The following is a 13493-nucleotide window of genomic DNA, read 5'->3' as shown; positions in this document are numbered from 1 at the left end:
CGGTGAGCGCCTGTGAAAGGTTGCCCGGTCAAACCTCGAACAGGCGAAGTCCTTGCTGGCGGCCGAGGTAGCGGGCCTGGAGGTTGAGGCCGGTGGCGAGCAAGACGTAGGTGCGGCCCTCGGTCAGGGGGGCGAGGGCGCGGGATTCGGCCGTCTGGTGGATCTCGACCACGGCAGGAGGGTGGTGGATCAGGGCGCGAACGTTCCACAGGCAGCGCGCGCCGCTCGCGCCGCAGATCACCGTGGTGCCGTCGAAGCATCTTCCCGGCCTGACCATCTCGAACACAGAACGGCGCCGCGCGCCGGCGGTGAATTTGTCGCCGCCGCGTCCTCGGCAGCGGGATCCCGGGATCGGCCGCGGGGAGCGCCGCTGCACTCGCCCGCGAGGTCGCGTCGCAAGCTTCACGGAACGGTCGATCGGCCGTCTTTGCGGGGGACGGAGAGAGAAAGGAATCCAGATGTCGGACCCGGCAGCACCCATTCGCGATCTCGAGCTTTGCGCCAACGAGGCGCTCGAAGCGGCGCAGCAGGTCGAGCATCACGCCGACGAGGCGTTGCTCGCTCTGCGCGCGGCTCGGGACGCGGCTCGGCAGACTCTCGAGCAGGCGCAGCGCGCCCAGCTCTGGCTGCAGCAGCTATCCGATGCCGGGGGACCGTCCTTCCGCAGTCAGATCGGCATCCTCCAGGCTCAGATGGCGGTCGCCAAAGGCCTGCAGGGACTCGAGCTGGCGGAAGGCATCCTTTCCCATTCCCGCCTCGATCTCGGCGTCGCCGGTGACAACCTGCGCGAGATCTCGGGCTCCCTCCGTCCCGCCGGCGACTGATCGCCGCCCTGGGGTCGGCGAGGTGGCCGATCGGCCACCTGAACGCTCACCCTCAATCGACAGCTCGGGAGTTGATCAGGCTCCCGGCAAGGAGAATGCGATGGCCGATGGGCTCAACTTCACCATCCTGGAGTTCTTCGAACAGCTCGGTTCGGAGGCCGGGCGCCTCGATGTGCCGTGGGCGAAATTCGAGGGAGAAACCTCGTCGCGCAAGACCTTCGAGATCGTGGGCAATCCCACCATCTACGACGCCGCCACCGAGGCCAACCTCAATCAGGCGTTTCTGCTCGGCCAGTTCTGGGGCGTTTCCGACAGCTCCAGCCAGGTGATGATCAACGGCCAGGCCCTCGAGGGTCTGACCATCCCGGCGGCCACCGGCTGGAATAGCTGGCTGACGGTTTTCTCAGCGCCGGTACTGCAGCAGGGAACCAACTCCCTCGAGATCAAGGCCAGTCCGACCCTGCCTTCCAACTTCATCATCGGCAGTATCGTGCTGCAGTGGCAGGAAGAAGATGCCGAGGGCGGAGACCAGGAGCCGGCGAATGACGTCAGCAACCTCGAGGAGCCTGCCGGGCGTCGTCGCTGAGAAACCTGCCCCGAGGGGGTGGTGGCCGAAGGAGTCGGGTGCGGCTTCTTCGGTTTTTTTGTTCCTCTCGGGAGCACTCTTGCGGGCAGCTCAGACCCGATTTTTATCATCTGCCCGGCGGGGCGTCGTCCACACCAGTCGAAGAGGCGGCTTGCCGAGGACGGCGCGGCGCGGTGTCGGATCGATCTGGCGAGGCAGGGCCCGGCGAGGGTCGGGAGGTCCGAAGCCTCGAGGGCGGTGGTCTGCGGGGGGCCTGAGGGGACGAGCGCCCCGAGCTCGGTGCCCGGGCGCGGAGATGGCGGACCACCGGTCGCCGGAGGAGTGGGGTGCGCCGGAGGGCGGGGACGGGACGTTTCGAGCCGAAGCGGCTCCGCGGCTCAAGGTGAGGAGACCGCGCTCGACAGATCGCTCAGCACGGAAGCCACCGCTTTGCCAATCTCCTCGACGTCCTGGATGCTGTCCTGGACCACCTGGTTGGCCTTCTGCAGCGCCAGCTCCGCCTGAGGAATCTTCTCCGGATCGGCCAGGATGATGGCGAGGGCCTGGCCGGACACGGCGCTGTCCAAGGTCAGGGCGTTTTGGAGGTGATCGACACTGTCCTGGACTGCCAGGCCGACGGCCTGGGCGATCTGTTGCGAAACCGCCCCCATGCCCATGGTGGCGGCCTTCGAGAGGACGATGGCGTTGGTGGTCTCGACGGCGTCGACGATCTGGGGGTTGACCTTCTGAGGGGGATCCTGCGGCATGCTGGTTCTCCTTCTTCGGCGGATCGCCGGCCGTTCTTAGGCAGTGCCCGCCATGATCTTCTCGACCGCCTTGGCGGTGGCCGCGGCAGCGACGGTCTGCATGTTCTGCTGGGCGCTGGCGCCGTTCTGCATCGTCAGGCCGATGGTCTGTCCCAGGACCTGGTAGATCATGCCCATGGCCTCGGCCGGAGCCTCGGCGAGGACCTTGACGTTGGTCTGGGTGACGGCGTCGGTTATTTGCTCGTTGACTCGATCAGGCATCGGAAGTCTCCGCTCTGGTGAATCACGCCGGGCCGCGATCTCGGGCTTCTGGTGGGAGGCCCGAGATCGCGGGCGGCGTCAGGACCGCGGTTCGAGAGCGCGGCGGGGTCAGACCCTCATCGCCCTAGCCCGCCGGCTGCAGCGGCTGCTGCGGCGGCTGGCCGGCTCCCGGAATCGTGTTCGAGGACGCGCTCGGAGTGCTCTGCGCCGTCTTGACGATCTGCTGGTTGCTTGCCAGCGACGCACTGAGCTCGGAGAGGGACGAGGCGAGGGCATTGCCGGTCAGCAGATTTTGAGTGCTGACCGCCGCCGAAGCCGGATCCATCGTGAACAACAGGTTGATTCCCTGGGTGGCGGTGGCTCCGCTGAGGGTGGTCTGCTGCTGCTGGGCGGCGACGGCGTTCTGCATGCCGATGCCGACGGTGTGAGCCATCACCTGGTAGACGGTACCGAGGGCTTGCCCCGGCGACTCTCCCAGAATCTTGACGTTGGTTTGGGTGGCCGCATCGGTGATTTGGCCATTGACGAGGGTGGGATCAGCCATGAATCAGATCTCCGTGGTTGAAAGCGGTAGGGACTAGCCGGTGGGGGTGCTCTGGGCGGTCTTCGCCGCCTGCTGGTTGCTGCTCAGGGTGGCGTTGAGGGATGCCAGCTCCTGGGCGAGGGAGTTACCGGTCAACAGCTCCTGGGTGCTCACCGAGGCCGAGGCCGGATCCATCGTGAACAGCAGGTTGACGCCCTGGGTGGTAGCGGCGGAGCTCAGAGTGGTCATCTGCTGCTGCGCCGAGGCGGCGTTCTGCATGCCGATGCCGACGGTGTGAGCCATCACCTGGTAGACCATCGCCAGCGCTTCGCCGGGAGCCTCGCCGAGGATCTTGACGTTGGTCTGGGTGACGGCATCGGTGATCTGGCCGTTGACGAGGGTGGGATCAGCCATGGTTTTTCTCCTTGTCGATGGAGGTTGAGGGAGCCGGAGTCACGCCTCCGGGCCCGCGGTTGTGAAATCGGTTGTGAAACATGGAATCAGTTCTCGAGCCGTTCGAAAGTCGCTCAGCGAACCGGAGCGATTGGTGTGGACTGGGCGGTCTTCGCCGCCTGTTGATTGAAGGACAGGGCCGATTGCAGCTCGGCCAACAGGGTGGCGAGGGAGTTGCTGCTCAGCAGCTCCTGAGTGCTGACCGAGGCGGCGGCCGGATCCATGCTGAACAGCAGGTTGATGCCTTGGGTGGTGGCCGCCTGGCTGAGGGTGGTCATCTGCTGCTGGGCAGTGACGGCATTTTGCATGCCGATGCCGACCGAGTGGCCCATCACCTGGTAGACCATCGCCAGCGCTTCGCCGGGAGCCTCGCCGAGGATCTTGACGTTGCTCTGGGTGACGGCGTCGGTGATCTGGCCGTTGACGAGAGTGGGGTCCGCCATAGTTCGTTCTCCTTCTCAGGGTCGTGGTCCGGCTGTCACCGGCACCGGTTTTCGCATCGGAAGACGACCGCTCTCCGGGGGCTGTGAATTTGCTTCTCGGTCGCTCCTGCGGAGGCCCTCAGGATCCGGTCTGGCGGAGCGCCCAGCGAGCCGTCTCACGCAGCGGGAAGAGCAGGCCGCAGCGCAGCGCCGCCTGCAGGGCTCGGCGGGCGGCGCCGGCGAAGTCGAGTTGCTGCAGGGCGAGGCCCTGGAGGGCGAGACCGTGAGCGGGTTGGGTTTCTCCCAGGTGGGTGCTGTGATCGACCGCCCGCTGGAACCAACCCTGGGCGGCGCAGCGGTCATCCAGCTTGCGAGCCGCGAAGGCGGCGTCGAGGGCGGCCGCCGCCGACAACCCGAAGGCGTCATTCGATGGCAGCCGTTGCCAGCCTTGATGGAAGGCGTCGAGGGCCAGCGTCCAGCGGCGCCGAAGGAGCTGTCGGCGAGCGCACGCGAACCAGGCCCCCGGCTCCGTCGGCAGCAGTTCCCACAGCTTCGGTAGATCGCCAGCCTCCGGAGGATCGGCGGCGCGGTGCTCGAGGAGGTCGCGCAGGAGAAAGGCATCCTGGACGTTGTCGCGCAGCAGTTTCGCTAGCAGGTGATCGGCGAGCTCATCCTGGCCGGCTCGATCGAGGATCTTCCAGCCTTTGCGGGCGGCGCGCCGATCCTCTGGATCGAGCTGACAGGCGGTGGCGGCGGCCTGGGCCGCGACGCGATGGTTGCCGGTATTGGCCAGGAGCTGCGCCAGCAGACTCCAGCCGCGGGCGTGGTGCGGTCGGCGATCGACGAACTCGGCCATCGAGCGCAGGCCATCGTGCCAGTAGCCGCGGGCGACCAGCAGGCGGGCCTCGATGCCGACCGTTTCGGCGCGGTCTGGCGCGGCGGCGCGGAGCGCTTCGAGCAGTCGGAAGGTCTCGCCCTCGGCGGCCTGGCGGCCGGCGGCGCGGTGGCGCAGGAGGCGCTCGAGGACGGCGTGGTCGGCAGGGGCCTGCTCATAGGCCGCCGCGAGGTGGCGACGGGCGGCGCGCTCGCGGCCCAGGGCGATGGCGAGATCGTGAGCGGTGATCAGCGCCGTCGGCTGGTCAGCGGCCAGCGGAAGGACGCCGGCGAGGGCTTCGGCGGCGTCCGACAGGCGACCGAGCTCGAGGGCCGTCGCCGCCAGGGTCAGACCGTGAGTGGGGTTGCGGCCGTTCTGCGACTGGGCCTGGCGGAAGGAGCCGAGAGCCTCCTCCCACTGCCCCTCGGCTCCCGCCAATAGGGCACGCAGGTGACTGGCCAGGTCTTGCCTATGCTGGCGCTGGAGAGCGCGGCGGTAGGTTGCTCGACAGGCGTCATGCTCCCCCAGCGAGCTCAAGGTCGAACCGAGCTCGATCCAGACCGCGGCCGGCACGGCATCGCGTTCCACCACCGCCCGGTAGTGGCCGAGGGCGGCCTCGAGGTCGCCCCGGGAACGCAGGGTGCGGGCGAGTTCGAGGCGCCGTTTCCAGCCCCGGGGGTGGCGTGCGATGTAGCGTTCGAGATTGCGCACGCGGGCCTCGGTGCTCGACGCCGGAACCGCGAAACAGGGCAGCTCGACGTCCCGTTCGACTCCCGTCGGCAGGCGGACCTGGGCCGGCGTTCGGGTCTCCAGCCGGAGCGCCGGGGGAGACTTTCGGGCGCTGGCCGCGGGTGGCGGTGCGCTGTCTCCATCGCGGTAACGCTCGATTCCGCGACGCAGGATCTGGCGTCCATGCTGAATCCGCTTGCGCACGTTGACCTCGGTGATCGCCAGGCGCTCGGCGATCTGTCGGTAGCGCACCCCATGGAGGAAGTGCAGCTCCATGGGCTCGCGCAGCCGGGCGGGCAGCGCAGCGAGGTGCTCGAGGAGAACGCGCTGCATCTCGGCATCGAGGGCCAGGCGCTCGGGGTTGCGCCGGGGCGCGCCGAGGGTGCGGCTGGGGAGCGCGTCGAGATCTTCCTGAAAGCTGACTCGGCTGCGCCGCCGCTCGCGGTGCAGGTCCATGCAGGTGTTGTAGGCGATGCGGAGCAGCCAGCCGCGAGCGCTGGTCAGGGCTTCGGGTTGGCGCGGGAAGTTCTGGAAAGCGGTCATCGCCGCGCGGCTGAAGGCCTCCTCGGCGTCGTCCCGGCGGCCCCCGGTCCAGCCCAGGCAACGCTTGAAGATCTCGCTGCCGTGCTCCTCCCAGAGCTGCGAGAATCGGTGCCGCGTTCGGTCGCCGCGGCAGTGGTTCCCCCCACGCGCAGGGGTCGAGCGATCGGAGTCCACGGCGACAGTCCTCCCAGCAGCCATCGAATCGCGCCGGTAGGGCGCGGTATCGCAAGTTCTGGCCGGGTGACGTCTTCATCGCGCAGCTTGTGAATTTTCTTAAGCGAAGCTTCTTTAGAAATGTGGAACGAGGGGGCGAGAAGTTTCTTTGCGTTTTCGATGAAAAATTGACATGAGTTGGCGACGCCAGGCCGTCGACCTGGTCGACCGGTGACGCGAAGGTCCGACCGTCAGCTAGCAGGTTGCTGAACAAGTCTTGACTCGGCGCATCTTTGGTCCTCAAGAGTTCCCGAGCCCGAGGGGCGAGGCGGCGGCTAAAGCCGCCGAGGTCGGGGGTGAAGGCGCACGACATGTGCGTGCGCCTGAGGGGGGCGCCTTTAGCCCCCCTGAAACAAACAGCAGGCGCTGAATAAGTCGCCATGCGACTTTTTCAGCAGCCTGCCAGCGGGCCTCGCGGCGCGCGGGCGCCCACGAGAAGGAACTGCGGCAGGAAGGAGTGTCAGGAATCGGCGCCGAGGAGGCGTGCGAGCTTTCTCGGGTCGACGTTGTCGCCGCTGACGATGACCGCGATGTGCTGGCCCAGGCGGCCCTCGAGCTTGCCTTCGAGGAGGGCACCGAGGCAGATTGCCCCGCCGCCTTCGAGCACCAGCCGCTCTTCGACGAAGGCGTAGACCATGGCGCGGGCGATCTCCTCTTCGGAGAGCAGGACGATGTCGTCCACCAGGTCGCGACAGAGGGCGAAGGTGTGGCGATTGGGTCGCGGCAGGCCGCCTTGCAGGGCGTCGGCGAGGCTGGGTTCCTCGACGACGTCGACGATCTCTCCCGCTGCGATGCTGTCGTACATCGCCGGTCCCAGATCCTGAGACACGCCGAACAATCGGATCTCGGGGCGCAGGGCGCGGGCCGCCAGGGCGATGCCGCCCATCAGGCCGCCGCCGCTCACCGGCACGACGATGGTGTCGATCTTCGGGTCTTGCTCGAGGATTTCGAGAGCGATGGTGCCCTGACCCGCGATCACCGCCGGTTCGTCGAAAGGGGAGATGTAGGTCGAGCCCTGGGTGGCGGCCAGGTCGAGGGCGAAGGCGGTGGCTTCGTCTTGATCTTTGCCGACGACGCGCACCTCGGCGCCGCGGCGGCGAATCCCCTCGACCTTGTTCTCCGGCACCTGCTGGCTGACGCAGATGGTCGCCGGAATTCCCAGGTGCCGGGCGACCTGGGCCAGCGCCTGGCCGTGATTGCCGCTCGACATCGTCACCACGCCACGGCGACGAGCCTCCGGCGGCAGCTCGAGCACCGCGTTGGCGGCGCCCCGGATCTTGAAGGCGCCGGTCGGCTGGCAAGTCTCGAGCTTCAGGGAGACCGGGCGCCCGACCTGCTCGCCGAGGCGGTAGGAGGGTTTGAGCGGTGTCTCGACGGCGAGACCGCGAATTCTCTGGCGGGCTTCTCGAACCGAGGCGAGGGTGGGGGAGTCGGTCATCGTGGGCTGCGCCCGGGGCGGTTGCGTACAATCGGCGCCATCAACTTCTCGGTCGACGATCTTGAGCAGCCTAGACGAAATTGTCAAACCTCTCTCCGGCGGGCCGCCGTGACCGCGGCCCTCGAACAGGCGGCGACCGTCGGGGAGGCCCTCGCCCGCCTCTTCCACCCGTTCGTCGAGGTGGTGGTGCACGATCTCGCCAGTGGCCGCATCTCGGCCATCTTCAACCCCCTCTCGCGGCGCTCCGTGGGCGACGACTCGAGGGTGCGGGATCGCGCCGGCCTGGCCGCCGGGCCGGATGTTCATGGTCCCTTCGAGCAGCGCGGTCTCGACGGTCGGCGACAGAAGTACGTCAGCGTGGTGTGGCGCGACGAGATGGGCGAGGCCGTTGGCCTGCTGTGCATCAACATGGATCTCGGCGTTCTCGACCGGGTGCAGGAGGTGCTCGGTGCCTTCCTCCAGCCGGCTGGCGACTCGGCCGCCCTCGACGCCCACTTCCGGGACGATTGGCAGGATCGGGTGCGGTCCTTCGTCGGCGACTACTGCCGGCGCCACGGCCTGCCGACGACGGGGCTGGCGCGGGAGCGGCGCCGCGATCTGGTGGCCGCCCTGCAGGAGGCCGGCGGATTGCGCGCCAAGAACGCCGCCGCCTTCGTCGCCAACGTCCTCGGCGTGTCGCGGGCGACGGTCTACAACGACCTGGCGGCGCTCAAGGAGAAGGACCGAGGCGGCTGAGGGCGAAGCGGGCGATGGCGGTGTCCTGGGTTCCCAGGCCGGTGAGATCGCAAACGCTGATCTCGTCGGCGTGCCGGCGGCCGGGATGCCGACCGAGGAGGATCTCTCCCAGCTCGACGGTCTCGGCGACCGAAGGGCGGTCGCCATCGGCCTGGGCCAGCTGCTGCAGCTCGCCCAGGCGCTCGGCTTGTGACCTGGCGTCGCACACCAAGAGATCGGCGGCGCCGAGCAGATCCGGTGACAGCTCGCCCTTGCCCGGCAGATCCGCGCCGACGGCGGTGATGTGCATGCCGGGCCGAAGGTCGCGCGCCGTCAGCAGGGGCGCGCGCGCCGGCGTGGTGGTGATCAGGCACTGGCTCTCGGCGGCCAGCCGGCGCAGGTCGGTGAGGCAGGAAATCTCGACCTCGTTGCCGAGGCGCGACGCCATCTCCCGGCGATAGGCCTCGGCATGAGACGGCTGGCGCGACCACACCAGCAGGCGGCGGAAGGAGCGCACCAGCCGCAGGGCTTCCACCTGGAAGCGCGCCTGGGTGCCGCTGCCGACCACGCCGACGGTGTCGATCTGAGCCGGCGCCAGGTGTTGGGCGGCGACGGCTCCGGCCAGGCCGGTGCGCAGATCCGTCAGGTAGCCGTTGTCGAGCAGGACGGCCTCGCAGAAGCCCGTCCGGGCGCTCAGCACCAACATCAGACCGCTGCCCGTCGGCAGGCCGAGATCGACGTTGCCGAAAAACCCGGACGCGATCTTGACGGCGAAACGGTCCTGGCCGGCGACGTAGGCGCCCTTGATGTCGACATCGCCATGGCCTGCGACGTCGAAGTGCATCACCGGAGGCATCTCGGCCCGCCCCTTGCTCCACCAGGTGAAGGCTTCGGAGACCGCCGCGAGGGCGGCTTGGTCGCAGCCGACCCGCTGGCGCAGGTCCGCTTCCGAATAGACGACGACAGAAGGGCGCGAGGTCATGGGGCGGTCTCCGGAATTGCGGCCGATCGTCGTTCTTGACCCGATCTCATTTAGACAATATTGTCCACTCTCGAAGTGAGAGTCAACACCTGGCCCGGCCGTCTCACCGTGCCAGACGCCCGCCCGATCACCGGGGGAGGACCCACCGCGATGAAAATCGAAACCTTCGAGCTCGAACGCCTGCAGTCCCTGTGGGAGAACCGGGTCGACTACAACCTCACCGAAAGCGGAGTCCATCCCTACACCCTGCGCGAGCTCTTGACGCCGGAGGAGATCGAGTCGCTGCTCGACGTCCGGCTAGGCTACGGCTGGACCAACGGCGCTCCCGCCCTACGCGAGCAGGTGGCCTCCTACTACCCCGGCGCCGGAGCCGACAATGTGCTGATCACCAGTGGCTCCGCCGAGGCCAACTTCCTGGCCATGTGGACGCTCCTCGAGCCCGGCGACGAGATTGCGGTGATGGTTCCCAACTACCTCCAGATCTGGGGCCTGGCGCGCTCCCTCGGGGTGACCGTGCGGCCCTTCCGGCTGCGCGAAGAGCAGAATTGGGCTCCCGATCTCGACGAGCTGGCGGCGATCGTGACCCCGGCGACGCGGGCGATCGTGCTGTGCAATCCCAACAATCCCACCGGAGCCGTGCTCGAGCCCGCCGTGATGGAGGCGATCGTCGACCTCGCCGCAGGGGTCGACGCCCAGATCTATGCCGATGAGGTCTACAAGGGTGTCGAGCTCGAGGGACCGGAAGGGCCGAGCTTTCGCGACCTCGATGGGCGTGCGCTGGTCGCCTCGGGGTTGTCGAAGGCCCTGGCCCATCCCGGTCTGAGGATCGGCTGGCTGGTGGGGCCGGAGGAGTTCATCGCCCGCGCCTGGAAGCGCCACGACTACACCACCATCACCACCGGCTTGCTCAACGAGCAGGTGGCGTTGTCGATCCTGCAGCCGCCGCGCCGGCAGCAAATCCTGGAGCGCAATCGCCGTCTGCTGCGCTCCAACCTCGCCCTTCTCGAAGACTGGATCGGCGAGCGTTCCGAGCGCTTCTCGTTCGTCCCGCCACGGGCCGGGGGCATGGCCTTCGTGCGCTACCACTACGACATCAACTCGAGCCGGCTGGCGGAGCGCCTACGCCGCGATCAGAGCCTGCTGGTTCTGCCTGGGGACGTCTACGGCATGGACAACTTCCTGCGCCTCGGGATCGGCGAGCGTCCGGAGTACTTGACCCGTGGCCTCGAGCTCTTGGCCGAGGGGCTGGCGAGCCTGCCCGAGGGCGATCCGCCGTCCTGAAGCAGAAGCCAGCGCGCTTTCCAGCCGCGGTCGAGGGGAGTAGGCTTCCTCTATAGGGAGGAGATATCAGGACGTCTATCCGTCGGAACCGCTGGTGCGGAGCGACGACCGCGTCCGTCCCCTGGCTTCGGAGCTGCTCTCCCTGGAGTATTTCGAGGCCGAGCCCGGCGAAATGCCGACCGAGATCTTCGAGCAGCACCACATCCTGATCAACCTCCGGGACGAGCCGCAGCGGGTCGAGAACTGGCGGGCGGGCGAACACCGCGACTTCATCTTTCGCCGCGACGAGATCGTCGTCACCCCCGCCGGAGTGGAGAGCGGCTGGCGCTGGCACGCCCGCTCGAAGGTGATCGTCATCACCCTCGAACCGGACAAGCTCGAGCGCTTCGCGCAATCGGAGCTGGCCGTCCTGCTGACCGAGGCGCAGCTCGCCAACATCCCCCAGTTCCTCGACCGCGAGATCAGCGACGCCAGCGTCCTTCTCGCCGAGGCCCTCGAGCAGGCGGTGGGCTCAGCGGTGATGTTCGAGAGCCTCGCCCGCGTCTTCCTCACCAAGTTGATTCTGAAGTACGGCGAGCGCGACGAAGCCCGCGCCTTCTCGGCCAGCTTCACGCCGCAGCAATACAAGCGGGTGCTCGACTTCGTGGCGCGCCACTACGGCACCGGCATCACCCTCGAAGACATGGCCCGCGAGGCAGGGATCAGTCCGTACCACTTCTCCCGCCTGTTCAAGAAGACCATCGGCCAGTCCCCCTACCAGTTCGTCATGGCCTATCGCGTCGAACAGGCCAAGAGGCAGATGAGCGACCCGACCAGATCACTCGTCGACGTCGCCCTCTCCTGCGGATTCTCCGATCAGGCCCACTTCTCGCGCGTCTTCAAGCGCTTCAGCGGCTGCACGCCCAGTGCCTGGCGATCCTAGGCACTGGCTGAGACCGAGGTTCCGGCAGTTAAGCCGTTGGTTCCCTCCCGCGAGTTGGCTTGGAGACGGGATCCCCGCAGGCTGGTGGCGATGATGGCGAGGCGTAGGCGCACGGGTTCCCCCGGCGATGAATTTGAACTTCATTGCATTCGAATTATGCGAATACGAGGCAGGCGAGGGCCGCTGATGCCACATTCCAGCCGTTGCAGATCCGAACAACGAAGTCACGGCTCAGGTCCGCAGACGTTCAAGAAATTGCTCAAAACGACCGAAACTAGGACGCTTTGGCTGTCGTAATAGAGGATGAGTGCCCAAGCGTGGAGGGTTATTTTTGTTGACAATTTTCATAGATATCCCTCAGTATCAACGGTCAATACAGCCAGGATGTGGCTGTTCTTGGGGGACGCACGAAATGAGTCGACGGCCAGGATTCTTCGCTGGATTCCGGATCTCCCCTAGTCAGCCGGCCTGTTAGCCGGCCCAACAAGGGAGGTACTGCTTCATGAACATATTCCCCATTCTGTTCGGGGTTCGAGACCCGATCATTGGCAATGGCTTCGTTGCTGAGGTGGTGGCAAACGGGCGCTGCCTGATGCGCGAAGAATCCGATGGTGCGTTCTGGGTCGACGGAGTCAATCCCGGTGCCGTGTGCGCGGGCGGAGCGACCAAGGACGAAGCGCTCCTGAGGTTTAGAGAGGTCTACCGGGACGTTCTGGTTGAGGCGGCCAGCAGGGCCGAGTCCTTCGAGGAGTTCAGGTCTGAGCTCGAGAGATTCTTTTGGGAGGTCACTCCGGGCGATCCGGAGGAGTGGCACGAGGCGGCCGAAAGGCTGCGTAAAGACAATGGCCTCTGCGGAGACTGGCTCCCGCTGCAGCGCGATTGGGGCGAGCCGTCGCTCAAGGTTCTGAGGCGCGAAGACGACCTGGAACCCGACGTCAATGCCGCCGAGCACCTGGAGCTCGCAGCAAACAGAAGGGCTGCGTGAGTTCGAACGGCCAAGTGCAGCTCAAGAAGGTTTGGAAAATGCTGAACAAATGCGCCGATGGACACAAGGCGATAGAGCAGCAACACCTCTGGCGAATCGAGTTCCAGGGAAGAACCTTCCCTAGCCTGCCCATTGGAAGGCGGAAGGTGAAGGTACCCGAGGTTCAGCTCGGCATTGTCCGAAAGATGGTTCGCCATCTGCAGCTCGACGAAAAGTGCGTTCGGAGGCACCTTCCGCAGATCTGATCCCTCAAATGGCGGCCAGATAGACCTCGACGGCCGGCAGCTCCCCGGTGGCCCCTCGGTCGACCCTGACGGCTCGATCTCCCTCAACGGCGGCCACATGGACCCCGATGGAGGCGTCTGCCTCAATGGGGGGCAGTACGACCCGGATGGAGCTCCGGCCTCCGGTGGTGGCGGTCACGACCCAAACGGCTAGGGAGGGCTCGACGCATCCGGGAGCGAAGGCGGCTTCCTAGTCGTAACCCATGGAGTCCAAGAACGCCGAGTCCCTGATCCGCTCGCGGGCCTCGGCAGCCTCGCGATGAGATGCCTTGGCCGCGGCGTGGACGCGCTCCGCGAACACGCTCTTTTCGGCCTCCGATAGCGACGAGGCCTTCTCCAGCCCATCGACGAGGGCCTCGAGCCCGTTGGTGGAATAGCCCGAGAGGTGCTCCCGAATCTCCGTCTGGGCGGTCCGTCTAGTGCGTCGATGGTCTGGACAGCAGACCCTCAGGGCGCGGTCGGGAAGCTCCCAGGGCTCGACCCCCTTCGGGAAATAGTTGATGTGAACCGACAGATCTTCGTAGGCATCGCAGTCTTGACACTCCCCTCCCGCAGCCCGAATGACCTGCTCCTCTCGCTCGATCCATCGAGGGTCCTTGAACTTCTCAGCGAAGGTCTTCATGTGTCAGTGCAATCCTCAGGAAACGAGTGGCTCATCAGGGGCTAGTGCTCCGTGGGTGGTTCGAGGGGCGGGAGAGTGGGTGTGGCGGCTG

The 13493-nt window shown here is 66.8% G+C and carries 16 protein-coding genes; 6 read left to right on the top strand and 10 right to left on the bottom strand.

Features of this window, described 5'->3' with window-relative positions; genetic code table 11:
* Positions 1-28: 28 nt before the first annotated feature.
* Positions 29-286, bottom strand: coding sequence for a hypothetical protein (locus tag AAF604_08180; GenBank protein ID MEM7049621.1), 258 nt, complete (start codon positions 284-286; stop codon positions 29-31).
* A 172-nt stretch (positions 287-458) separates the two neighbouring features.
* Between AAF604_08180 and AAF604_08175 the strand changes: the two genes are divergently transcribed.
* Together AAF604_08175 and AAF604_08170 are read left to right on the top strand one after the other, a co-directional pair.
* Positions 459-824, top strand: a complete 366-nt coding sequence (locus tag AAF604_08175) for a hypothetical protein (protein ID MEM7049620.1) — start codon at positions 459-461, stop codon at positions 822-824.
* 100 nt (positions 825-924) lie between these two features.
* The gene (locus AAF604_08170; GenBank protein ID MEM7049619.1) at positions 925-1410 is read left to right on the top strand and encodes a hypothetical protein; all 486 of its coding nucleotides are present in this window, start codon (positions 925-927) and stop codon (positions 1408-1410) included.
* 377 nt (positions 1411-1787) lie between these two features.
* Here AAF604_08170 and AAF604_08165 read toward each other — a convergent pair whose 3' ends face one another.
* From AAF604_08165 to AAF604_08135, 7 genes are all read right to left on the bottom strand, one after another.
* Complete coding sequence (locus AAF604_08165) at positions 1788-2156, bottom strand: RebB family R body protein (protein MEM7049618.1); 369 nt, start codon at positions 2154-2156, stop codon at positions 1788-1790.
* Between the two features lie 36 nt (positions 2157-2192).
* Positions 2193-2417: a RebB family R body protein gene (locus AAF604_08160; GenBank protein MEM7049617.1), complete on the bottom strand. Its 225-nt coding sequence runs from the start codon at positions 2415-2417 to the stop codon at positions 2193-2195.
* Between the two features lie 124 nt (positions 2418-2541).
* On the bottom strand, positions 2542-2961 hold the full coding sequence (locus AAF604_08155) for a RebB family R body protein (protein MEM7049616.1): 420 nt from the start codon (positions 2959-2961) through the stop codon (positions 2542-2544).
* Between the two features lie 33 nt (positions 2962-2994).
* Positions 2995-3354, bottom strand: a complete 360-nt coding sequence (locus AAF604_08150; protein ID MEM7049615.1) for a RebB family R body protein — start codon at positions 3352-3354, stop codon at positions 2995-2997.
* 113 nt (positions 3355-3467) lie between these two features.
* Positions 3468-3836 carry a RebB family R body protein gene (locus AAF604_08145; GenBank protein MEM7049614.1) on the bottom strand — a complete coding sequence of 123 codons (369 nt, stop codon included), beginning with the start codon at positions 3834-3836 and terminating at the stop codon, positions 3468-3470.
* A gap of 118 nt (positions 3837-3954) precedes the next feature.
* Positions 3955-6135: a sigma-70 family RNA polymerase sigma factor gene (locus tag AAF604_08140; GenBank protein ID MEM7049613.1), complete on the bottom strand. Its 2181-nt coding sequence runs from the start codon at positions 6133-6135 to the stop codon at positions 3955-3957.
* 499 nt (positions 6136-6634) lie between these two features.
* The gene (locus AAF604_08135) at positions 6635-7612 is read right to left on the bottom strand and encodes a threonine/serine dehydratase (protein ID MEM7049612.1); all 978 of its coding nucleotides are present in this window, start codon (positions 7610-7612) and stop codon (positions 6635-6637) included.
* 108 nt (positions 7613-7720) lie between these two features.
* On the opposite strand from AAF604_08135, the gene AAF604_08130 reads away from it, so the two are divergent.
* Positions 7721-8347, top strand: a complete 627-nt coding sequence (locus AAF604_08130; GenBank protein MEM7049611.1) for a PAS domain-containing protein — start codon at positions 7721-7723, stop codon at positions 8345-8347.
* Here the strand turns inward: AAF604_08130 and AAF604_08125 are convergent.
* Positions 8322-9308, bottom strand: coding sequence for an ornithine cyclodeaminase family protein (locus AAF604_08125; protein ID MEM7049610.1), 987 nt, complete (start codon positions 9306-9308; stop codon positions 8322-8324). The two genes, AAF604_08130 and AAF604_08125, sit on opposite strands and share 26 nt — an antisense overlap.
* A 150-nt stretch (positions 9309-9458) precedes the next feature.
* Here AAF604_08125 and AAF604_08120 point away from each other — a divergent pair, with 150 nt between their 5' ends.
* The 3 genes from AAF604_08120 (at position 9459) to AAF604_08110 (ending at position 12496) form a co-directional block, all read left to right on the top strand.
* On the top strand, positions 9459-10589 hold the full coding sequence (locus AAF604_08120) for an aminotransferase class I/II-fold pyridoxal phosphate-dependent enzyme (protein ID MEM7049609.1): 1131 nt from the start codon (positions 9459-9461) through the stop codon (positions 10587-10589).
* Positions 10590-10683: 94 nt separating this feature from the next.
* Complete coding sequence (locus tag AAF604_08115) at positions 10684-11511, top strand: AraC family transcriptional regulator (GenBank protein ID MEM7049608.1); 828 nt, start codon at positions 10684-10686, stop codon at positions 11509-11511.
* Positions 11512-12013: 502 nt separating this feature from the next.
* Positions 12014-12496 carry a hypothetical protein gene (locus AAF604_08110; GenBank protein ID MEM7049607.1) on the top strand — a complete coding sequence of 161 codons (483 nt, stop codon included), beginning with the start codon at positions 12014-12016 and terminating at the stop codon, positions 12494-12496.
* A 474-nt stretch (positions 12497-12970) separates the two neighbouring features.
* Here the strand turns inward: AAF604_08110 and AAF604_08105 are convergent, their stop codons facing one another.
* Entirely contained in the window at positions 12971-13402 is a 432-nt protein-coding gene (locus tag AAF604_08105) for a hypothetical protein (protein MEM7049606.1), read from the bottom strand.
* Positions 13403-13493: the final 91 nt, after the last annotated feature.

The sequence above is a fragment of the Acidobacteriota bacterium genome (assembly GCA_039028635.1).
GTDB lineage: Bacteria > Acidobacteriota > Thermoanaerobaculia > Multivoradales > JBCCEF01 > JBCCEF01.
The sequence above is the reverse complement of the archived record's forward strand: the minus strand, read 5'-3'. Positions and strand labels throughout refer to the sequence as shown.

Coding starts and splice junctions, on each gene's coding strand:
- AAF604_08175 (MEM7049620.1), top strand. CDS start 459: ATGTCGGACCCGGCAGCACCCATTCGCGATCTCGAGCTTTGCGCCAAC.
- AAF604_08170 (MEM7049619.1), top strand. CDS start 925: ATGGCCGATGGGCTCAACTTCACCATCCTGGAGTTCTTCGAACAGCTC.
- AAF604_08165 (MEM7049618.1), bottom strand. CDS start 2,156: ATGCCGCAGGATCCCCCTCAGAAGGTCAACCCCCAGATCGTCGACGCC.
- AAF604_08160 (MEM7049617.1), bottom strand. CDS start 2,417: ATGCCTGATCGAGTCAACGAGCAAATAACCGACGCCGTCACCCAGACC.
- AAF604_08155 (MEM7049616.1), bottom strand. CDS start 2,961: ATGGCTGATCCCACCCTCGTCAATGGCCAAATCACCGATGCGGCCACC.
- AAF604_08150 (MEM7049615.1), bottom strand. CDS start 3,354: ATGGCTGATCCCACCCTCGTCAACGGCCAGATCACCGATGCCGTCACC.
- AAF604_08145 (MEM7049614.1), bottom strand. CDS start 3,836: ATGGCGGACCCCACTCTCGTCAACGGCCAGATCACCGACGCCGTCACC.
- AAF604_08135 (MEM7049612.1), bottom strand. CDS start 7,612: ATGACCGACTCCCCCACCCTCGCCTCGGTTCGAGAAGCCCGCCAGAGA.
- AAF604_08125 (MEM7049610.1), bottom strand. CDS start 9,308: ATGACCTCGCGCCCTTCTGTCGTCGTCTATTCGGAAGCGGACCTGCGC.
- AAF604_08120 (MEM7049609.1), top strand. CDS start 9,459: ATGAAAATCGAAACCTTCGAGCTCGAACGCCTGCAGTCCCTGTGGGAG.
- AAF604_08110 (MEM7049607.1), top strand. CDS start 12,014: ATGAACATATTCCCCATTCTGTTCGGGGTTCGAGACCCGATCATTGGC.
- AAF604_08105 (MEM7049606.1), bottom strand. CDS start 13,402: ATGAAGACCTTCGCTGAGAAGTTCAAGGACCCTCGATGGATCGAGCGA.